Annotated in this window: 19 protein-coding genes and 1 tRNA gene; 10 read left to right on the forward strand and 10 right to left on the reverse strand. The window is 67.4% G+C overall.

Going from position 1 to position 20,375, the window contains the following annotated elements:
- Positions 1-22: 22 nt before the first annotated feature.
- The 4 genes from DMH01_RS06855 to DMH01_RS06870 all read right to left on the reverse strand — a co-directional run bounded on the left by DMH01_RS06855 (position 23) and on the right by DMH01_RS06870 (position 3,489).
- Complete coding sequence (locus DMH01_RS06855) at positions 23-1,447, reverse strand: HAMP domain-containing sensor histidine kinase (protein WP_125674207.1); 1,425 nt, start codon at positions 1,445-1,447, stop codon at positions 23-25.
- A complete protein-coding gene (locus DMH01_RS06860; protein ID WP_037340466.1) occupies positions 1,444-2,136 on the reverse strand; it encodes a response regulator transcription factor in 693 nt (230 codons plus the stop codon). The genes DMH01_RS06855 and DMH01_RS06860 overlap by 4 nt, the downstream gene beginning before the upstream one ends.
- Before the next feature lie 85 nt (positions 2,137-2,221).
- Positions 2,222-2,836, reverse strand: a complete 615-nt coding sequence (locus DMH01_RS06865) for a trimeric intracellular cation channel family protein (RefSeq protein ID WP_125674208.1) — start codon at positions 2,834-2,836, stop codon at positions 2,222-2,224.
- A complete protein-coding gene (locus DMH01_RS06870) occupies positions 2,836-3,489 on the reverse strand; it encodes a response regulator transcription factor (protein ID WP_034305786.1) in 654 nt (217 codons plus the stop codon). The genes DMH01_RS06865 and DMH01_RS06870 overlap by 1 nt, the downstream gene beginning before the upstream one ends.
- A 358-nt stretch (positions 3,490-3,847) precedes the next feature.
- On the opposite strand from DMH01_RS06870, the gene DMH01_RS06875 reads away from it, so the two are divergent.
- Together DMH01_RS06875 and DMH01_RS06880 are read left to right on the forward strand one after the other, a co-directional pair.
- Positions 3,848-3,920 (forward strand) — tRNA-Arg (locus DMH01_RS06875).
- Between the two features lie 172 nt (positions 3,921-4,092).
- The gene (locus tag DMH01_RS06880) at positions 4,093-5,619 is read left to right on the forward strand and encodes a CBS domain-containing protein (protein ID WP_125674209.1); all 1,527 of its coding nucleotides are present in this window, start codon (positions 4,093-4,095) and stop codon (positions 5,617-5,619) included.
- Positions 5,620-5,685: 66 nt separating this feature from the next.
- Here DMH01_RS06880 and DMH01_RS06885 read toward each other — a convergent pair whose 3' ends face one another.
- The 4 genes from DMH01_RS06885 to DMH01_RS06900 all read right to left on the reverse strand — a co-directional run bounded on the left by DMH01_RS06885 (position 5,686) and on the right by DMH01_RS06900 (position 8,054).
- Positions 5,686-6,057 (reverse strand): hypothetical protein, encoded by a 372-nt coding sequence (locus DMH01_RS06885; RefSeq protein ID WP_125674210.1) that lies wholly within the window; start codon positions 6,055-6,057, stop codon positions 5,686-5,688.
- Between the two features lie 77 nt (positions 6,058-6,134).
- Positions 6,135-7,316, reverse strand: a complete 1,182-nt coding sequence (locus tag DMH01_RS06890) for a wnt family protein (RefSeq protein WP_233621419.1) — start codon at positions 7,314-7,316, stop codon at positions 6,135-6,137.
- Positions 7,313-7,609 carry a hypothetical protein gene (locus tag DMH01_RS06895; RefSeq protein ID WP_125674211.1) on the reverse strand — a complete coding sequence of 99 codons (297 nt, stop codon included), beginning with the start codon at positions 7,607-7,609 and terminating at the stop codon, positions 7,313-7,315. The genes DMH01_RS06890 and DMH01_RS06895 overlap by 4 nt, the downstream gene beginning before the upstream one ends.
- Positions 7,610-7,667: 58 nt before the next feature.
- Positions 7,668-8,054 (reverse strand): cupin, encoded by a 387-nt coding sequence (locus DMH01_RS06900; protein ID WP_125674212.1) that lies wholly within the window; start codon positions 8,052-8,054, stop codon positions 7,668-7,670.
- A 78-nt stretch (positions 8,055-8,132) separates the two neighbouring features.
- Between DMH01_RS06900 and DMH01_RS06905 the strand changes: the two genes are divergently transcribed.
- The 3 genes from DMH01_RS06905 to DMH01_RS06915 are packed head-to-tail and all read left to right on the forward strand — an operon-like array spanning position 8,133 to position 10,457.
- Positions 8,133-8,708, forward strand: coding sequence for a TetR/AcrR family transcriptional regulator (locus DMH01_RS06905; protein WP_125674213.1), 576 nt, complete (start codon positions 8,133-8,135; stop codon positions 8,706-8,708).
- A 27-nt stretch (positions 8,709-8,735) separates the two neighbouring features.
- The gene (locus DMH01_RS06910; protein ID WP_125674214.1) at positions 8,736-9,977 is read left to right on the forward strand and encodes a plasmid pRiA4b ORF-3 family protein; all 1,242 of its coding nucleotides are present in this window, start codon (positions 8,736-8,738) and stop codon (positions 9,975-9,977) included.
- Positions 9,978-9,986: 9 nt separating this feature from the next.
- The gene (locus tag DMH01_RS06915; protein WP_125674215.1) at positions 9,987-10,457 is read left to right on the forward strand and encodes a UPF0158 family protein; all 471 of its coding nucleotides are present in this window, start codon (positions 9,987-9,989) and stop codon (positions 10,455-10,457) included.
- Positions 10,458-10,478: 21 nt separating this feature from the next.
- On the opposite strand, the gene msrA is transcribed toward DMH01_RS06915, so the two are convergent.
- Both msrA and DMH01_RS06925 read right to left on the reverse strand, forming a co-directional pair.
- Positions 10,479-10,973, reverse strand: coding sequence for a peptide-methionine (S)-S-oxide reductase MsrA (gene msrA, locus DMH01_RS06920; protein WP_125674216.1), 495 nt, complete (start codon positions 10,971-10,973; stop codon positions 10,479-10,481).
- An 81-nt stretch (positions 10,974-11,054) separates the two neighbouring features.
- Positions 11,055-12,449 (reverse strand): helix-turn-helix domain-containing protein, encoded by a 1,395-nt coding sequence (locus DMH01_RS06925; protein ID WP_125674217.1) that lies wholly within the window; start codon positions 12,447-12,449, stop codon positions 11,055-11,057.
- 277 nt (positions 12,450-12,726) lie between these two features.
- On the opposite strand from DMH01_RS06925, the gene DMH01_RS06930 reads away from it, so the two are divergent.
- The 5 genes from DMH01_RS06930 to DMH01_RS06950 all read left to right on the forward strand — a co-directional run bounded on the left by DMH01_RS06930 (position 12,727) and on the right by DMH01_RS06950 (position 20,332).
- On the forward strand, positions 12,727-13,227 hold the full coding sequence (locus tag DMH01_RS06930; protein WP_125674218.1) for a hypothetical protein: 501 nt from the start codon (positions 12,727-12,729) through the stop codon (positions 13,225-13,227).
- A complete protein-coding gene (locus tag DMH01_RS06935) occupies positions 13,228-13,554 on the forward strand; it encodes a hypothetical protein (protein WP_125674219.1) in 327 nt (108 codons plus the stop codon).
- Positions 13,555-13,641: 87 nt separating this feature from the next.
- Positions 13,642-15,135: a TIGR02677 family protein gene (locus DMH01_RS06940; protein ID WP_125674220.1), complete on the forward strand. Its 1,494-nt coding sequence runs from the start codon at positions 13,642-13,644 to the stop codon at positions 15,133-15,135.
- Positions 15,132-16,352, forward strand: a complete 1,221-nt coding sequence (locus DMH01_RS06945; protein WP_125674221.1) for a TIGR02678 family protein — start codon at positions 15,132-15,134, stop codon at positions 16,350-16,352. The genes DMH01_RS06940 and DMH01_RS06945 overlap by 4 nt, the downstream gene beginning before the upstream one ends.
- On the forward strand, positions 16,349-20,332 hold the full coding sequence (locus DMH01_RS06950) for a TIGR02680 family protein (protein WP_125674222.1): 3,984 nt from the start codon (positions 16,349-16,351) through the stop codon (positions 20,330-20,332). Before DMH01_RS06945 ends, DMH01_RS06950 begins: the two co-directional genes overlap by 4 nt.
- Positions 20,333-20,375: the final 43 nt, after the last annotated feature.

A 20,375-nucleotide genomic window follows, 5' to 3' on the forward strand; every position in this document is an offset into this window, starting at 1 on the left:
CACCCGTCAGCGTAATCACCCGTCAGGCGGGGGCTCCCGGGAGCCGCAAGGTCATCAGCGCGCCACCGGTGGACGCGCGCCCCGCGTAGACGTCGCCGCCGTGCCGCTGCGCCGCGTGCTGGACGATGGCGAGACCGAGCCCGGAACCGGGCAGCGTCCGCGCCTCCGACGAGCGGTAGAAGCGGTCGAACACCTTCGGCAGGTCCTCGTCGGCGATCCCCGGTCCGGAGTCTTCGACTTCGAGCACCGCGGTGCCGTCGCCGATCGGATACAGCCGGACCCCGACCGTCGATCCTTCCGGCGAGAACTTCACCGCGTTGTCCAGCAGGTTCAGCACCGCGCGTTCCAGCGCGCTCGTGTCGCCGGTCAGCACCCACGGCTGGAGCGAGACGTCGAACTCGATCTCGCCCGCACGGCGGCGTGCCCTGTCCAGCGCGCGCTCGACGACGTCGACCATCTCGACCCGCTCGTGCTCGATCCGCGGCTCGTCCTGGCGCGCCAGTTCGACGAGGTCGCCGATCAGCTGGGTCAGCTCGTCGAGCTGGCCGCGGATGTCGGCCTCGATGTCGGCGCGGTCCTCGTCGGACAGCGTCCGCGCGCCCGGCCTGCTCGCGGACAGGAGCAGCTCCAGGTTGGTGCGGAGCGACGTCAACGGGGTGCGGAGTTCGTGGCCGGCGTCGGCGACGAGTTGCCGTTGCCGCTCCTGCGATTCGGCGACCGTGCCCAGCATCGTGTTGAAACTCTGGGTGAGGCGGGCGAGTTCGTCGTCGCCGCTCACCGGGATCGGGCGCAGATCACCCGTGGTGGCGACGCGTTCCGCCGCCGACGTCAGTCTGTCGACCGGCCGCAAACCCGCTCTCGCGACGGCCGTTCCCGCGGCCGCGGCGACCAGGATCCCGGCGCCGCCGATCAGGAACAGGACCACCGAAAGCTCGTTCAGGGTGCGCTTCGTCGGCCCCAGCGACTGCGCGAGCACCATCGCCTGGCCGTCCCCCTGCGGGAGGGCGACGACGCGGCTGTCGGTCTTCGGGTCGGTGCGCAGGGAGAACGGCGACTCCCCGGTGGCGACCGCGATCTCGTCCGCGCCGTACGGCGGGCGGCTGCCGGACTGCGGGAAGGTCAGCCGGATCTTTTCGCCGACCGTCAGCTGGCCGATCTGCAGGTCCGCGCTGGCCAGGAAGGCGCCCGGCACCTGCTGCAACTCGGTCTGCACCTGCGGCGAGTCGACCGCGGCCTGCGCGCGGGCGAGCAGGTTGTCGTCAACCTGCTGGTAGAGGTTGTCCTTCACGACGAGATACGCGCCGAGCGACACCAACGCCACCGCGCCGGCCACCGAAGCGGCCGCGAGCAGCGTCACCCGGCCGCGGAGCGAGAAGCGCCGCGTGCTCCAGCGGTCGCCGCGCGGATCCTTTTCGGACACGTCGACGACCGGGACCGGCTCCGTCACGGCGGGGTTTCCCTCAGCACGTAGCCCACTCCCCGCACCGTGTGGATCAGCCTCGGTTCGTTCCCAGCCTCGGTCTTTCGGCGCAAATAACCGACGTAGACCTCCAGCGCGTTGCCCGAGGTCGGGAAGTCGTATCCCCACACTTCCTCCAGGATCCGGCTGCGGGTCAGAACGTGCTTCGGGTAGGAGAGGAACAGCTCCAGCAGGGCGAATTCGGTCCTGGTGAGACTGATCTCCCGCCCCGCCCGGCGCACCTCGCGCGTCCCCGGGTCCAAGGTGAGGTCCGCGAACGAGAGGACCTCCGCATTCTGTCCGGCCTGCGGATCCGGGATCGCCCGGCGCAGAAGCGCGCGAAGGCGCGCGAGAAGCTCTTCGAGCGCGAAGGGCTTCGGCAGGTAGTCGTCGGCGCCGGCGTCGAGACCGGACACGCGGTCGGAGACGGTGTCCCGCGCGGTGAGGACGAGAATCGGCAGGTCGTCCCCGGTGCTCCGCAGCCGCCGGGCAACCTCAAGGCCGTCGAGCCGCGGCATCATGACGTCGAGGACCATCGCGTCGGGTCTGTTGGCGATGATCGCTTCCAAGGCCTGCGCGCCGTCCCCGGCCAGTTCCACCTGGTACCCGTTGAACTCAAGGGATCGCCTGAGTGATTCACGGACGGCCCTGTCGTCGTCCACTACGAGGATGCGCATGGCGACAGTCTTACGCAGAGTGCTGAGACTCGCCTAAGAACACACACAGAACCAACAAAGGAAATCCGGCGGTCCACATGACGTTTCAGCCGGTCTCGGGCCCTTTTGCAACGGGTGCGTTCCATCTCCGCCACAAAGCGAGCATCCGGACCCCCACCACGGCGGCGGCTGCTACCAGCGTCACCGCCCCCGGCGGCAGTCGCAGAGAGTGACCGATCACGACGAGCACGGCCCCCGCGAGCGCCGCGACCGCGTAGATCTCCTTCCGCAGCACGAGCGGGATTTCCCGCAGGAGAAGGTCACGCACAGCGCCACCACCGATACCCGTCGTCATGCCGATCAGGCACGCCGCGTAGGGAGTGGCGCCCGCGTTCAACGCGATGGTGGTCCCCGCCGTCGCGAACACCCCGAGCCCGAGCGCGTCCGCCAGCAACACGGCACGCCGCAGCTTCGCGATCTGCGGATGGAAGACGAACACGACCAGCGCCGTCCCGCCGCAAACGGCGAGGTAAGGCCAGGTCCGCAGGGTCGTGGGCGGGGTGATCCCGAGCAGGACGTCACGGATGACCCCGCCGCCGAGCGCGGTCGTCAACCCGACAACGACCACCCCGAAGACGTCCAACCTGGCCCGCACCGCCGCGAGCGCCCCCGAAGCCGCGAACGCGATCAAGCCGAGGAACTCGAGCGCGGTGAGGATCATTACTGGTCGAGCAGGCCACCGCGGTAGGCCAGCAGCGCGGCCTGCACCCGGTTCGCCGCGCCGATCTTGGACAGGACGGCCGAGACGTAGCCCTTGACCGTGGCCTCGGACAGGTGCAGGCGACCGCCGATCTCGGCGTTGGACAACCCTTGGCCGATCAGCCCGACGACCTCACGCTCCCGATCGGACAACGACGCGAGCAGCTTGCGCGCCGGCTGCGCGGCCCGCTGCTCGTCCCGGTGCGACTGGACCATCCGCGCCGCGACCCCAGGGTCGAGCACCGCGCCACCGCGCGCGAGGTCTCTCACCGCCCTGAGCAGCGCGGCCGGGTCGATGTCCTTGAGGAGGAAGCCGTTGGCCCCGAGCCTGAGCGCGAGACTGACGTAGTCGTCGATGTCGAACGTGGTCAACATGGCCACGGTCGGCGGATCCGGCAGCGCGAGGATGGCCCTCAGCGCGCGAATGCCGTCGTCCGGCGCGCGCATCTTGATGTCGAGCAACGCGACGTCAGGGTGGTACCGCCGGGCGACCTCGACCGCTGATCTCCCGTCGCTCGCCTCGCCCACGATCTCGATATCGGCAGCGCCCGACATCATGGCACGCAGGCCCGAACGGACCAGTTCCTCGTCGTCGGCGAACATGAGCTTGATCAACGAAGCCCTCCGGCAGCCGGGGGAGCGGCGTCTCGCGTCCCGTTAACGAAGATTACCTACTGTTGTTCAGGGTTTCGAAACCAGACACGTACGAGTGACCCGCGCGGGTCATCTGTGTCGATCTAGGCGTCGATTCAGACCCTGGTTTACTGCTGGAGAGTGTGGCTGCTCCTGGGCGGATCCGCAGGTCGGGTGTCACTAGGCGGCCAGTGTCGCGGTCCGGCCGCATGCCCGCTCGCGGGCTCTTGGGCAACCGCCGTTCGGGGCATTCCGGGCGTTCACCGAGCCGGCCGCAGGGTTGGTCAGCCCTCTCGACGCCGCCGGGTATCTACACGGTAGGCTGCGCGTGGCAGTACATGCCCTCGTAGCTCAGGGGATAGAGCACCGCTCTCCTAAAGCGGGTGTCGCAGGTTCGAATCCTGCCGGGGGCACTCTCATTGGCGCTTCGCTTGACCGCAGCCTCAGAAGTCGTTCAACACAGCCGGAGCAATACCTCGTCCGCGACGTTGACGTCGGCCAGGCTCACTCCCTTACAAGATTCTAGCGAGCTTGACAACGCCCGCTAATCTGAGTTGTTCTGTCCGGCTTCCAGAGGGGGAAGCAGTGACTGCTGCATGGCAAGTTCGCGCCGGAAGGCGTGGTGAACGTGACCAAGAAGCGCTGGACGTCGGGCTCGCGATCGTCGGCTGGGAGCGGGTTCCAAACCTCGGTCGATTCGAGACACGCTCTGCACTGAAGGCTCAGATCCAAGCACTCTATCCGCAACGTTCGGGATACGTCATCGGCAACTGGACCGGCCAACTCTGGCGATTCTCCCAGGAGATGAGCGAGGGCGACTTGATAGTGATGCCCGTCAAGAGCAAACAGAAACTCGCGATCGGCGAGATCACGGGCCCGTATCGCCATCGAGATGACAAAGCAGCTGGTTTTCGGCATGTCCGTCCGGTGCAATGGATCCGAACGGACGTAGACGCAAGCGAATTCCAACCAGATCTACGCAGCAGCCTCGGTTCCCTACTGACCGTTTGCCAGCTCAGTCGCCATGAGGCCGTCCACCGGATCAGCGAGGTTGCCGCTCGGCGTCCTGATCCCGGCTGGCGTCATGTTTCCGCGAGTGTCGCACCGGACGCGACCCTCGCGGATCTCTGGGAGGCCGTAGAAGCCGGTACCGAGCCGGTCAAACTGACAGTCCGCGAGCTACTGGCTAAATGGGGCTTCAGTCGTCGAACGGCGACCTCACTGGAGACCGTTCAGGCAGAACTGGCGGATCGCGGGATTTCCACAAAGCCTCCGTTCACCACAGCACGCATGGACATGGTCGTCGAGCTGCTACAAGTGGCCGCCGAGCCCGACGCCTCACCGGACCAAGGCGGCCAATCCGACCTCGCGGACACCGAAGCCCTCGACGAACTTCCCACCAAGTGGCGAGTACAAGCCATCCTGCCAGATGAGCCCAGTATTGAAAAAATATCTCCCGACCGCCCGCTCACTGCAGCTATCACCGTGATGCTCGCCCGAAACTACTCACAGCTCGCAGTCGTCGACGAAAACGGAGATTACCAGGGGGCTGTGAGCTGGGAATCGATCGGACGTGCACGTCTTACCAATCCGGACGCGACATTGCGCGATGCGACCGAAAAGGTTCGAGTCGTCGACTATGACGACGAGCTGTTCGACCAGATCGACGAAATCTATCGCCGAGGCTACGTGCTGGTACGAGGCGACGATCGTCGCACCCTCATAGGCATCATCACGGCTAGCGACCTGGCGCGCCAATTCGGCACACTTGCTCGACCATTCTCACTATTGGAGGAAACAGAGCTCCGCCTTCGCCGCAATACCAAAAGGTGCATCCCGGAAGACATCCTCATTAAAATCGTACCAAAATGGGCAAACGGCAATCCCACATTTGGCAACTACGTCAGAATATATACCGAACTCGACAACTTCAAGCTGACGAAGTGGCCACTAGACCATCAAACCTTCCATGACCTCCTGACAAAGGTCAAGAACATTCGCAATGAGCTTATGCATTTTTCCGGCGAAATGATCCCCGAGCATGACCTGGCTGTAATCGAAGGGTTCTGCGCAATGATTCGAGCAGTCGATCAGTCCACGCAAGCCACCTAAGGCCAGGCGGGCCTACTGCGTCCGAGCCCGTCTTTCTCCAGTGGGCTCCCACTCGCTCACTCCCGGTCAACGACCTGCTGGGCGCCCGTCCGGGTCGGTCATCGTGATAGCGCCCCCTTGTGCCCGCAGCACCACATCGGCCCGGTACTTCCCCTCGCCGAGGGCGGCCAGAGTGCCGAGGCTGACCATCCGCGTGGTGGCGCCGTCACGATCGAACACGAGCAGATTGCCGTCCTGGACGTAGTCTCCGCTGTGCGTGCCATCGCCCTCGACTGTGACAGGCCTGCCGAGTTCGCGTTCGATTCGCGCGCCGGAAGCGGGGCCGGTGAGGACGTGCACAGACGTCCAATCGCCGGGTGCCAGTTCCTTGAGCGGGCGCGAGCCGCCTGACCTGGCAAGTTCACCTATCGTTTTTTCGAGACTTTCGTCGAATTCCACTGTCACTCCTGGGGTGCTCGTGCCACAGCCCATCACGAGGGCGAGCAGGGCGAGCAGAGTCACTATCAAGCGCATGGTCAGTATTGGTCCGGAGTCGCCGACGGGTCGCCGGGGTCGTGGTCGTCATTGCGCCCCGGATTGTCCGTGGGCCAAGGCTTGTTCTTGGTTTCGCGGGTCTCGCCAGGAGGCGATTCGTTGGACGATACCAGGGTGTCGTTCTTGTCGATGACCACCATTTTGCCGTCCTTGACGGCTTGTTCGATCAGGTTCGCCATCTGCTCGGGACTGGCGTCCGGGTTGGCTCGGGCGATCGCGCGGCCGACTTCGTTGTTGTGCAGGTCCATGGCCACTGGGACGTGGTGACTGCTCGGGTTCCGTTCGTGCGCCGTGGCGAAGTCGCGGGCCCATTCTTCGCCGTACCGCTGCGTCATCATCGCGTTCCAGTAGGCGTGGCGGAACGCGTCGGCATGCCCGTCGGTCAGGCCTTTGCCCTCGAATTTGCCTTCGGCGACATGCAGGGCGTCCTGCCGGATGTCGGCGAACTCCTTGAGCCCGAGCATTCCCTTGCGCATCTGGAGATCGTCGAGCAACTTGGCCTCGGCTTGAGTGATCTTCTCCTTCGAGAAACCCGCCCGTTCCGCGAGCCAGCCGGTCAGACCGCTCGGCCACACTGTCGTGCCGTCCGTTTTGACCTGGTATTTCGCCAAGAGATCGCGATGCCGCTGTTCGTCGGCGATGCGGTCTTCGCCTGCCGCGGCGGCCGCCGCCAGCGTCGTCGCGCCGGCGTCACCGATCTCGCCGGCGAGGATGCGCTTGAGCACGGAATTCAGTTCGGTGTCGATCTGGCCGGCGCGGGCCAGAATGGCTTCCACCTCGACCTGTACCAGCACGCTGGAGAGAAACCCGCCGGCGTTTTCGGTCTCGACGACCTTGCCGTTGTCGATCCGGAAACCGTTCTTGGCGGCGAAATCCTCGGTCGTCTCGACACTGCGCACCAAATCGCGCACAGCCTGCTCGGTGTCGTCGATGATCTTCACGGCCGCGGACAGGCGCGCCGCGAGATCCTCGAGTTCCTGACAGCGGGCGCGCAGATTCTCGGCCGCCGCGTCCGCTGCCTCACCGGCCCACCCGGCGGGCTTGGCACCGTCGATCTCGTCCTGCAAGCCGAGCACCTGACGGTTCTGCGCGGCCAAGTGGTCGCCGATCTGCCCGATCCCGTCGGCTTTCCACTGACTGACATCGGCCCAGGTGACCATCATCGACCACCTGTCCCGTCGAATTCCTGCTCACCGGAGTCATCTCGAACCCGGTACGCGGTCGCGGCCGTGGTCAGCGATGCCGCGTAGGAATCCACCCCCTTCGCCCAGACACCGATCGAGTTCTCCCAATGTGGACCGAGCTCGGCGGCAGTCTTCGCGGACTCTGTTCCGGTCAATGCGCCGGAAAGCGCCGCCACCCGCTCCAGATCGAGCTCGCGAACGATTCCTGCGGCTCGTTTGGCCTGATCGGCCGCGTCGCGCAGGGCTTTCGGATCAGCTTCGAACCCCGTCATAGAACCCCTCCCCCGCAGACTGAGGCTACTTGTCCCATTTGGGAGGTTCAAGCCGCCGTCAGGCCTCGTGGAAATCGTCGAGACGATGAGCTTCGACTGAAGATTCCGTAGCGGCCAGCCAATGCGGATAGGTGACATAAACCAGTTCCGTGTCCTCATCGGCCACGTAGACGAGCTCAGTCCCCGCCCGCAGGTAGATCACCTCGCCCACGCGAGCCGTCACCGAACCCGAAGGGCCCTCGACAGTGAAGACGCCGGAAGTGATGACCAGAGCCTCGTCGTAGGTCATCTTCCACGGGTTCTTCTCCCCTTTTCCGTAGCGGCCGAAGCCGACGGACATGGCCGCGCCGCTGTCTTGCGCGAGGACGTCGGCCAGGAAGATCTGCTGATCAAGGCGCTGGAACCAGGTCGAAGCGTCGTCGCTCGTGAAGTGTTCGACGGACATCCAAGTCTCCTTAAGTGGAAGTTTCTCCACTTAGTTAACTGGAGAAAGTTCCACTTGTCCACCGGCTAGGCTCACTGAGTGCTTCCCATCGCAGGAGCCGGGACTCCAGAGCGGGCGGACGCGGCTCGCAACCGGCAGAAGATCGTCCACGCGGCGGCCAAGCTTGTGGCGGCCAAAGGGATCGACGGGCTCGCGTTGGACGAGGTCGCGGCGAAGGCGGGCGTCGGGATCGGGACCGTGTATCGGCGCTTCCCGGACAAGGGTGCGTTGGCGCAGGCGTTGCTCGACGAGAACGAGCGCGAGTTCCAGGAAGCGTTCATCAGCGGGCCGCCGCCGCTGGGGCCCGGTGCGCCGGCAGCCCAAAGGCTCAGCGCGTTTCTCGAAAAGTACGTCGACAGGCTTGAGACGCATGGCGAGCTACTGATGGTCGCGGAGACGGAGACGCCGATGGCGCGGTTCGTGACCGGCGCGTACCGGCTGCACCACAGTCACCTGGTCGCGTTGATCAGCGAGATCGAGCCGGAAGCGGACGCGCATTTCAGGGCCGACGCATTGCTCGCCCCCTTGGCGGCGGCGCAGTACGCCTACCAGCGGCAAAGCATGACGCCGGAGCAGATCAAAGCGGGACTGCGTGACCTGTACCAACGCACCTAGACTCCCCGAAAGTCCGGAAGGGGTGGCATGGTTCCAGCAGTGAAGTCCGAACTGGTCGAACAGGTGCGCGCGTTCACCGAATGGGTGGGTGCGGGACGGAAACTGACCCAGACCGGGCGTATCACCTTGGCCGACGCCAAAACGCTGGTGCCTTTGTTGGGCACCGGTGACGTGCTCGAGCAGACCATCGGCTCCCACGTGTACCGGACCAGGTCGAGCGAGCGTCTGCTCAACCTGATGCTCGTCGTGGAGTGCGCCAAGGTGGTGCGGCTGGTCCGCAAGACCGGGCAACGCTTGGTTCCGGTGAAGAAGAATCAGACGCTTCTCGATGACCCGCAGAAGCTGTGGCTCGCGTTGTTCACCGGGTTCGACAAGCTGGGCGAGGCGTTCCTGCACGGCGGATTCAGCGAGTCACTACTGCGCCGGGAGTTCGCCCACGGCAGCCGTGCCGCGTTGGCGTCGTTGTACGGCGCGGACGGTGCTGTCCCGATCGCGAGCTTGTGCACGACCGTCCGGAATGTCGTCAGCGCGCCCTACATCTTGGACGACCTCACCGAGTTCCAGTCTGAGATGTTGCGGAGCACGAACGACCGTGACACCAAGGAGACGCTCGAGGTGCTGCGGCGTTTGGGCGCTGTGACCCTCCAGGACGAATCAGCCGAGCTGACCGAGCTCGGCCGATCGGGAATGCGACGGCTCTTGGGCGAGCCGGAAGCCGGTGATCCGATCTACCAGGTGAAGATCACTCTGCTGGAAATCGAGGGTCTCCCGGTGTGGCGACGGGTGCTGGTTCCGGCGGCCATCCCGCTCGACCGGCTGCACATCGTCATCCAGGCCGCGATGGGCTGGGAGAACTACCACCTGCACTATTTCCTCGACGGGAAGACCTACTACGGCGAGGCTGAGCCTGAACTGCAGTACCGCGACGAACGGGAAGTTCGGCTCGACGACCTGGTGAAGCCCGGCGGCCGTCTCGTGTACAACTACGACTTCGGTGACAGCTGGGACCACGAGATCCTCGTCGAGGAATCCACGGTCGCCACGGCCGATGGGCGCTACCCGCGGTGTATCGCGGGCCAAGCGGCCTGTCCGCCGGAGGACGTCGGCGGAACCGGAGGGTACGCCCGGCTGATCCAGATCCTCGGCGAGCCCGGGCACCCGGAACACCAGGACATCGTCGGCTGGCTCGGTCTCGACGACCCCGGCCAATTCGATCCGGGGCGCTTCAGTCTCGAAGAGGCAAATCAGCGCCTCGCCGCACGTCGATAGGACGGACGCATGCTCGACTTGGAGAAGTTCGATCTTGGCGACATCGCGATGGCCCTGCAGGACCAGACCGACTACGACTATTTTCACCTGGTCGACCCACGGACCGGCGAGATGGGCTTGTGGACACGGGACGGCGGGATCGACGGCCGGAATCCCCTCGACCTCGACGACGTGGACCTGACCGTCATCGAGCCTTTGCCGTCTTCCGTCTGGTACCAGGACATGGCGGACTTCGCGGCGGGTCTCAGCGACGAACGAGCCGGCGAACGGCTATCGAGAGCCCTCAGCGGTAAGGGCGCTTTTCGCCGTTTCAAGAACGAGTTGCACGACCGATACCCGCATCTTGTTCCCGTCTGGAACGCCTTCAGCGACAACCGCGCGAAGCTTCGCGCGGTTGAGTGGCTCGCCGACAACACCCTCATCGACGAGGGCAGCGCTGACCGGTTCGCCGCGGAGCATCCGGATCCCGGCCTGCCCTGAAGGAGCAGGCCGGGACGACGATCAGCGCTCGCCGAGTTGCCATTCCGGCCGCACGTAGTGGCAGGTGTAGCCGTTGGGGATGCGCTCCAGGTAGTCCTGGTGCTCCGGTTCGGCCTCCCAGAAGTCACCGGCCTGGGTCACCTCGGTGACGACCTTGCCCGGCCACTTGCCGGAGGCGTCGACGTCCGCGATCGTCTGCTCGGCGACCTGCTTCTGCTTGTCGCCGGTGTAGAAGATCGCCGACCGGTAGCTCGTGCCGATGTCGTTGCCCTGGCGATTGCGGGTCGTCGGGTCGTGGATCTGGAAGAAGAACTCCAGGATCTGCCGGTACGAGAGCTGCGCCGGGTCGAAGACGATCTCGATGCCTTCGGCGTGCGAGCCGTGGTTGCGGTAGGTCGCGTTCGGCACGTCGCCGCCGGTGTAGCCGACCCTGGTGGAGACGACCCCGGGGTGCCGGCGGAACAGGTCCTGCATACCCCAGAAGCAGCCGCCCGCGAGAACAGCCTTTTCCGTCACTGTAGATCTCCTTCGGTCGTTGACACCCAGTACAACGTGTCGCACCGCCCCTGTCATCCCCGTCCAAGTGTGACGGAACGCTTACGTCCGATGAACGAGAGCGGAGAGGGTGGCCGGGGTACGCCCGGGCGAATCGACCAAGGCGGTGATGAGCCGCTGGACCGACGGCCTGCCGAGTTCCTGCGGAGCACAGTCGTGAGCGCGGTGCAACGCGTCCGCGGCACGCTCGACGTCGCCGTGCTCCTTCCAGGCTCGCGCGGCGTCCACGAACGCTCGTGCTCGTCGCTCGGCGCTGGGCAGTCGTCGCGGTTCGACCGATTCGAAATAAGTCAGCGCGAGAGCCGTGTCACCGAGAGTGGTGTGCACGCCGATGCGATAGACGGCGACGGTGGTCGCACTGAATTGCGCGTTGCCCATGCCGCTTCCGGCGGACTTCAACCGCCGCGCGGCGTTCTCTGCTTCTTCGATGAGTGCGACGGCCTGAGCGGTGTTCCCGTTCTGGGCAGCCGAATAGCTCGCTGTGCACAAGAGTGAGCCATAGGACGCGAGTTGCGGGACAGGCGGATTGCCTTGCTCGGCTCCCAGATCGAGAGCGGTCCTGGTAAGCATCGTGATCGCACCGTTCAGACCGGCATCCCTGTCGATCTTCTCGGAAGCGCCGAGGGCGTGCCGCCGCATTCCGATCGCGATGGCCCTGGAACTCGCGGCGATCACCAGCGGGTCGCCGCTGGCCTCGGCCGCCGAATGAGACCGATCGGCGGCGACACGGGCGACGCAATCGCGGTGTTGCTTGACCGCCAGTTCCGAACCGAGGAGGTATGCCCTGGAGAGTGCCGCGGACATCCGTTCCTGCATTTGCCCGACGGACGCGTCCTTGCTCGCGTGCGCGGTGGCGATCAACTGAGGTAGCAGGCGGCTCAGATCCGCGTACTCGCAGGCTTCGAACTTTCTCTGCGCGTCGGCTAGTGCCTGGGACAGCGTGACCAGTGGTACCGGTACGGCCGGGCACTGTGACCTGGCCAGTAACAGTGCCTCCAAAGATTCCTCGCCAGTGGAGGCGCGCGCCGTGCCGGGCAGGACCCCGGCGATCGTGACACCGACCAGCCCCGCGAGCACCTGTCGTCGCCGCATCGCCTCGTCACCGTCCTGTCCGCCGGGGATAGCAGTGCCGACATTAACCGGCCCACCATCTTCGCGCATTTGCGCCGCGCCGGTGAATGCGGGCGCCAGGCCAAAGAGGTGCGGCGGGATTTCCAGTACCTCGGAGAGGGTCCGCAAGTAATGGACATCGATGAGTTTGCGTTGGCCCGTCTCCATCCTCGACAAAGTGCTCAGGGAGAGATGGCAACGGCTCGCCACCTGTGCCAGTGTCAGCCGTCGAGCGTGCCGGACGGCTCTGGCCAGCGGGCCGTATCGGGCCGTCGCGGCGGCTCGTAGCACTTCGGGCGACGACCAAAACGGGTGGAGTGCGTCCATGGCGACCTCCCCCGGCGATGGTCCCGCATCGGACCGCTACATCAGTAGGGCGTTACCCGGATCGCAATTTGACAGTTCCGCAAAATTGTTGCCGATCACGCACGCGGTCCCCCCACAGAGACGAGAACGCGCGTTCCATGGTCTGGAGCTCTGACAACGCGATGATCAGCGGAGGCCTGCGATGGGCACCCTTCGACACTACGTCCGCTTGATGGCCGTACCACCGAACGTTCCGGACCAACCGGCTCGACGCGCGGTCACGGTCATGGTGTCCGCCTTGGGCGTGCCGTACTTCTGGCTTTCCGGTGGTCACGGCCTTCGATTGCGAGACAAGCCGGACCCAGTCGATTTCGTCGGCTTCGCGCTGAGAACCGAACCCCTGGAAAACGTTTCTCCCATGGAGTACCTCGCACTGTTCATGCTGCGGCCGGCTTCGTCTCCCAGCCGGTGCTCGATCGTTTCGGACCTGCGCGCAGCTGCGTCCTTGATCGAGGCGGTGGGCGGCGCGCGGACCGTCGAGTTCCTCGACGCGAGGTCGGAGCACTTGCACGGCAACGGAACACCGGACGCACCGTTCTCGACCCTCGACGGCGGCGCCATGGCGGATGGCGGATGGCTTCGCTGGTCGGGCAGGAAGCCTTTCACCGGACGCGACACCGAGCACCAGGCGATACTCGAGAGATTCGCCGAGTTGCTGGAGGTCTCGCAGCTCACCCGCGGGGAGCTTTTGATCGCCAGTGTGACGGAACGCTTACGTCCACCGTGCGTCTCACGTTAGGTGAAAACCCTGCTCGCGGCCCTCGCCCTCCTCCTTGCCGGCTGCGCGACGACACCGGAAGCCCCGAGGCCGGAGGACGCCTTCCGGTTCGGCGGGATCTCGATGCCCGCCAGCGGCAAGGTGCTGGAGACGCGGTACGACCGCGGCATCGACTCGAGGTACGTCGTCGTCCTCACTCTTCCGGCGGAGGACGTGCCCAAGCTGCTCGAAGCGTCGAACTTCGCTCCCGGAGTGCTGAACGACGACCGGCTCGTGGAGGGCCGCCGCGTGGTACGCAAGGTCTCCGTCGAAGGGACCACGGTGCGCCTCGAGCTGTTCACGACGTGAGCACTCTGCGTGAAAACGACGGTCCGTTCGGACTCGTCTGGGTGACCCCCTAACGTGTAGCTCCACGCACCAGCCGCCGGAGGACGCATGGATCCGATCCGTGTTCCGCCCGAGATGTTCCGTTTCACCGACGGCAGCAGATCCGGGCTCCCCCTGGCGATCCTGCACGCCTTCGGCGAGGCGAACGAGCGGCTTGAGACAGCGCTCGGGATCGACGACGTCCGCACGAGGCTGCGCGAGGTCGGCTGGCTGGAGACGCTGGACGACGAAGACCTCGTCAAGGCGCTCGACCAGCTGAGGAGCCAGGGCCACCTCGACGTCGTCCAGAGCCACGCTGGCGACTACCGGACGGCGTCGGAGTACGAGCGCCGCAATCTCCAGTACTCGCTGACCCGGCAGGGCGAAGCGGCGTACGCGGGGGTGGTCCGCGCGAACGAGGTGCTCAACGCGTCCGGGGCACTCCAGACGGCGACGCTCGAGGCGCTGGGTGAGCGGCTCGGCGAGCTCGTGAAGCAGCTCGAAGACGGCACGGACCGGCGCGTGTTCAGCACGCTCACCGAAGTCGAGAGCCACCTCGAAGCGTTCCGCGACAACACCAAGCGCTTCAACGGCGACCTCCAGCGCCTCCTGCACGCCGAGGCCGACCTCGCGACGTTTCACGAGGTCAAGGCGGCCACGGTCACGTATCTGCAGGAGTTCCTGAACGACCTGGAACACCACACGCACACGATCGCCACCCGGATCAAGGAGATCGACGACCACGGCGTCGAGCGGGTGCACCGGCGGGCGCTCAACGGAGCGGCGCTGCCGAACCCGGACGCGCGCTGGCTCGACGTCCGCAAGGCGCGCTGGGACGGCCTCCGCGCGTGGTTCCTGCCCGAAGACGGGGCGACGCCGCGGGTCGAGGACCTCCATCGCCTCGCGCGGCGGGCGATCATCACGCTGCTCCAGGTCCTGGACCGGATCACCGAATCGCGGCGGCGCGCGAGCAGCGCGGTCGCCGACTTCCGCGAGCTGGCGCGGTGGTTCACCGTCGTCCCGGCGCAGGAGGACCTGCACCGCCTGTGGTCCACGATGTTCGGGCTGAGCTCCGCGCGGCACGCGCATCTCGCCCACGCGGATCCGGAAGTGGTCAGCACGACGGCGTCGTGGCTCGACGCGCCGCCGGTCGAGGTGTCGGAACTGCTTCGCTCCGCGGGCCGCACCGAGCGATTCACCAGGACCGGGCGGGTTCGCGACGTCAGCGCGATCAGGGCGGCCCGGGTCCAGCAGGCGATCGCGGAACGCGCCGAACTCGAAGCGGCGTGGAACATGCTCGACACCGGCGGCGTCGTGCGGCTTTCGGCGTTCGAGAAGCTGGACCACAGCGTTTTCGAGCGGCTGCTCGATCTGCTGGGACAGGCGCTGGGCAGCAGCCCCGGCACGGGCGGCACCCGGCGGAGCACGACGTCCGACGGCCAGATCGAGATCGTCCTGCGGCCGCCGCAGAACGGCGCGGTCGCGCGCCTGACCACCACGAGCGGCGTCTTCCGGGGCCCCGACTACGAAATCGAGATCAGTACGGCCGGAGGCGGTGCGTGAGCCTCACCAACCAACTGGTCATCGCGGAACGCGAAGAGGTCGCGCGCGGGATCCGGGCCCTGCTGGCCACCCCGCTGATCGGCGAACGCGGCTCCCCCGAGACCTTCGACCTCATCCGGCGCCGCCGCGAGCCCATCCGGCAGTGGTTCGACTACTACTGCGGCTGGACGCTCACCGTCGAACCGCGGCTCGGCTACGCGCGGCTGGTCAAGGTCCGCGCGGCCACCGATCCCACGCGTCCGGCGCGACGGCTGCGGTCCGGGCGCGCCGCGTTCGACCGCCGCCGCTACGTCCTGCTGTGCGTGGTGGCCGCCGAACTGCTGACCGTGCCGGTGACCACCATCGGCCTGCTCGCCGGTCGCGTCGCGCAGGCGAGCGCCGCCGACGATCTCGTCACCACCTTCGACGTCGCCACCAGGGCGGAGCGTCTCGCGTTCGTGGACGTCCTCAAACTGCTGGAGTCCTACGGCGTCCTCGAAGCCGCCGACGGCGATCCGGAGTCCTTTGTGGACGATCCGGCGGCGAAGGTGCTGTTCCGGGTGGACGCGACCCTGTTGCTGCGGATGCTGGCCGCGCCGGTCGGGCCGTCGCAGCTGGCCGTGCCCGCCGACGACGTCGCGTTGCGGTTCGAGGAACTGCTGGAGGCGGTGTCGCACGAGCAGCGCTACGGCCTCTCGTCGGGCCGCCACGAGGACACGCCGAGCGCTTCGGACGTCCAGCGGAACCTGTGGCTCCGGCACACGGTCTTCCGCCGTCTGGTCGACGACCCGGTGCTGTACTTCGCCGAGCTGACCGCGGAAGAGCGCGCGTACCTCGGCACGCCGACCGGGCGCCAGCTGCTGAGGCGAGCCGCGGAGCAGGGCGGTTTCGTCCTCGAAGAACGCGCGGAGGGCGTGCTGCTCGTCGACGTCGACGGGCTGGCCACCGACGAGCGGTTCCCGGACGACGGCAGCAACGCCAAGGTCGCCGCGCTCCTCCTGCTCGACGCGCTGGACGAGCCGCGGACCACCGACTACCTGCAGAAGGCCACCGCCAAGCTGCTGAAACGCTTCCCGCGCTGGGCCAAGACGTACCGGGGCAAGGACGGTGTGCGGCGGCTGACCGTCGACGCGCTCGCCGTGCTGACCGGCTTCGGCCTGATCCGCGTCGAAGCCGAACTCGTCCGGCCGCTCCCGGCCGCCGCGAGGTACACCGACCGCACCGAGGAGGCGCCGTGACCGTGACGAGGTGGATTCCCTCCCGTGCGGGCATTCTCAACATCTGGCGCTACTACGACGAGATCTTCGAGTTCCACGACGGGCGCCTGCTGTTGCGCGGCCCCAACGGGAGCGGCAAGTCGAAGGCGCTGGAGCTGCTGCTGCCGTTCCTGTTCGACGCGAGCCTGCGCGCCAACCGGCTGTCGACCTTCGGCACCAGCGAACGCAGCATGCACTGGAACCTGATGGGCGAAGGCGCTTCCGGCGCCACCCGCGTCGGATACGTCTGGCTCGAATTCGGCATGGCCGGCGAGAAGTGGTTCACCTGCGGCGCGCGGCTCCAGGCCAGCACGCACACCAGCACCGTGCACGCCGACTTCTTCACCACCGATCTGCGGGTGGGCGACGGTTTGCCGCTGGTCAACGAGGCGGGCCAGCCGCTGACCAAGAACGCCCTGGAGGAAGCCCTCGGCGACCACGGGACCGTGCACGACGGCGCGGCCGAGTACCGCGCGGCCATCCGCGCGAAACTGTTCCCCACCTTGAGCGAACAGCGGTACGACGCGCTGATCACCGCGCTGCTCCAGCTGCGGATGCCCAAACTCTCGCAGCGGCTCGACCCGAGCCTGCTGTCCAATCTGCTCTCCCGCGCGCTTCCGCCGTTGGGGCAGCAGGAGATCGCGGATCTCGCCGAGGGTTTCGAGCGGCTCGACGCGCAGCGCGAACGGCTGGGCTCGCTGGAGACCGAGGTCGACGCGACCCGCGCGCTCGCCGCGCGGCAGCGGACCTACGCCCAGCGTGTGCTGCGCGCGGGCGCCGCGAACCTCATCGCCGCGACCACCGAACTCGACGAACTCGCCGCGGCCGCCCGCCGTTCGGCCGAGGAGCACGACGAGGTCGCCGCGAAGAAGGAAGCCGCCGAGGAACGGGCGGCGAAGCTCGAAAAGGACGTCGAAGAGACCGAAGCGCGCCTCGCCGGGCTGACCGAATCCGAGTCGTACCGCAAGGGCCAGGAGCTCGACAAGCTGCGGCAACGGACCTTGGCCACGCGGGAAAAGGCGGAAGCACTGCGCGCGGACGCGGATCGGCTCCGTGCCGAGGCGGACGCCGACGAGGAGCGTTCGCGGGCGGCGAAGCAGGTCGCGAAACGGCAGGCCGACCTCGTGCGCTCGATGGAGGCCGAGGTCCGTGCCGCCGCGACCCGCGCGAACCTGGCCGGGGTGCACGACGAACTCGTCGCCGGGCTGGGTGAACCGGCCCGGCTCCGTCCGTTGCTGCAGGCCGCCGTCCGCGGCAAGCGCGACCAGGTCGAGACGCTCGGCCGGGCGCTGGACAAGCACGAACTCGCGGTCGGACGGCGTCACCGGGCCGAGGCGGATCTCGACCGCGCGCGATCGGATTTCTCGGCCGCGCAGGAGCGGCTGGACCTCACGACGGCGACGCGGGAACTCGCGCTGAGCGATCTGCGCACCCGGCTCGCCGAATGGGCGATCGGCTGCCGCGAGCTGCGGTTCCCCGACGTGGAAGCGGTCGTCCGGGACGCCGAGGCGGAGGTCTCGCTGCTGGGCAGGCTCGGCGTCGTCGCCGAGACCGTGCTCGAAGACATCATCCGGCGGGAGGCGGCGACCGGTGCCGCGCTGGCCGCCGCGCGCGCCGAGCACGACGAACTCCTCGTCGAGGCGGGCGTGCTCGAAACGGAGGACGTCCTCGCGCCCGAGCCGCCGCGCACCCGAACGACGGATCGCGCCGAGATGAGCGGCGCGCCGCTGTGGCGCCTGGTCGATTTCGCGGGCTCGGTCCCGGAAAGCGCGCGGGCGGGCATCGAGGCCGCGCTCGAAGGCGCCGGCCTGCTGGACGCCTGGGTGAATTCCCACGGTGTCGTCGACGGACACGACGTGCTCGCGGAGACCGGGACACTGCCGGTGGCCACCGGGCGGTCGCTCGCCGACGTCCTCGTACCCGAACCCGACGCGGAACTTTCCCCGGCGAAGATCCGCCGGATCCTGGAAGTGATCGCCTTCGACGACACGCTCCCCTCCGGCCCCGCCGCGATCGGCGCGGACGGCGGCTGGCGGATGGGCGGCCTGTCGGGCACCTGGGCCAAGGACGCCCCGGCGTACATCGGCGCGTCCGCCCGCCTTCGCGCGCGGGAGCGCCGGATCGCCGAGCTGCGGGACAAGATTTCCGTCCGGGAGAAGACGATCGCCGAGCTGGAGGGCGAGCTGGCCGGGCTGCGCGGCAGGCGCGAGCTGATCAAGATCGAACGCGCCGCCCGCCCCAGCCACGAAGATCTCCGTGCCGCGACGGGAGAACTGACCGCGGCCGAAGCCGAGCTGACCGCCGCCGACGCCGCCGTCCGGCACTTGGAGTCCGCCGTCTCCGCGCTGGAGATCGAGGCCAAGACCGCGCTGCACGAGCTGACCGCCCAGGCTTCGGAGAGCGGCCTGCCGACCGAGCGTGGGCCGCTGGCCGCGCTCGCCACGGCCCTGCGCACCTACTCCGACCAGGGCGAGAACTGGTTGTACGAGCACGGGAACCTGCTCACTGCGACCCAGCGAGCCGAGCTGTGCGCCGAACAGGCGGACCGGTCGGAGGCGAACGCGGCCCGGCGTGAGGACGAGGCCTCCGAGGCGGAGGCCGAACGCGTCAAGCTCACGGCGATGCTCGAAGCGATCGAAGGAACCGCCGGCAGCGGGCAGCGCGAGGTGCTCGCCGAAATCGACGGGCTGCGCACGAAACTGCGTGACCTCGCCGGCGAACTCCGCGCCGCGAACGCCGACGCCAAGGATCTCGCGGTGTCGCTGGGCGCGCTCGGCGTCCGCCGCACCACCGACGCGCGGGCCCGCGAGGACGCCGCCAAGAAGCAGGACGCGGCCGCGCACCGGTTCCGGAAGCTCGCGACCGGCGTCTTCCCCGCCGACGGCGGGATCGAGGACCTGCCGAAGTTCCAGGCCACCCTGTCCGCTTCCGAGGGGGTGCGGTCGGCGCTCGAAACGGCCCGGCTGGTGGCCGCGGCGTGGCCGTCCGTGCCGCACGCGCCGAGCAACCTCGGCGAGGCGCTGCACCGGCTCTCCGAGGCCGTGCACACCTGCCGGAACACCCTCAGCTCGCGGGCCGAACTCGATCTGGAGACCGACGAGGACGTCCAGATCTTCACCGCCGTCGTCGACGGGCTGCGGGTCGGCGCGGCCGAACTGCTGAAGATCCTTTACGCGGAGGCGGAACAGAGCAGGCACGAGATCACCGATCGGGAAAGCGACCTGTTCGACAAGACGCTGACCGGCGACACCCGCCGCCATCTCGCGGCCCGTATCCGGCAGGCCAACGACCTCGTCGACGGGATGAACGCGCGGCTGGAACGCGTGCGGACCGCGTCCAGGGTCGCCGTCCGGCTGGTCTGGCAGGTCTCCCCCGATCTGCCGCCGGGCACCAAGACCGCGCGGGATCTGCTGCTGAAGGATCCGGATCAGCTGACCGCCGAGGACCGCGTGTCCCTGCACAAGTTCTTCCGGGAACGCGTCGAGCAGGCGAAGGCGGACGACACGGCGACCAGCTGGGAGCAGCAGCTCGCGCAGGTCTTCGACTACACGTCCTGGCACCGGTTCGTGGTCAAGGTGGACCGCGCGAACGGCGCGGGCTGGCAACTGCTGACCAAGAAGCTGCACGGCGCGCTTTCCGGTGGGGAGAAGGCGATCGCGCTGCACCTGCCGCTCTTCGCCGCCGTCGCCGCGCACTATCAGGCCGCGCCCGAGGCACCGAGGGTGATCCTGCTCGACGAGGTGTTCGTCGGCGTCGACACCACCAACCGGGGGCAGGTGTTCGGCCTGCTGTCCGAACTCGACCTCGACCTGATGCTGACGTCGGACCACGAATGGTGCACCTACGCCGAACTCGGCGGCGTCGGGATCCACCAGCTCATCACCGGCGGCGACGGCGACGACGCGGTCACCACGGCCCGGTTCACCTGGAACGGTCACGACCTCGCGCCCGCGGGGCATTAGCCTGAGCGGCCCCAAAGCCGGGCGCAGCGGGGTTCTTTCCGCC

Source organism: Amycolatopsis sp. WAC 04182 (genome assembly GCF_003947465.1).
GTDB lineage: Bacteria > Actinomycetota > Actinomycetes > Mycobacteriales > Pseudonocardiaceae > Amycolatopsis.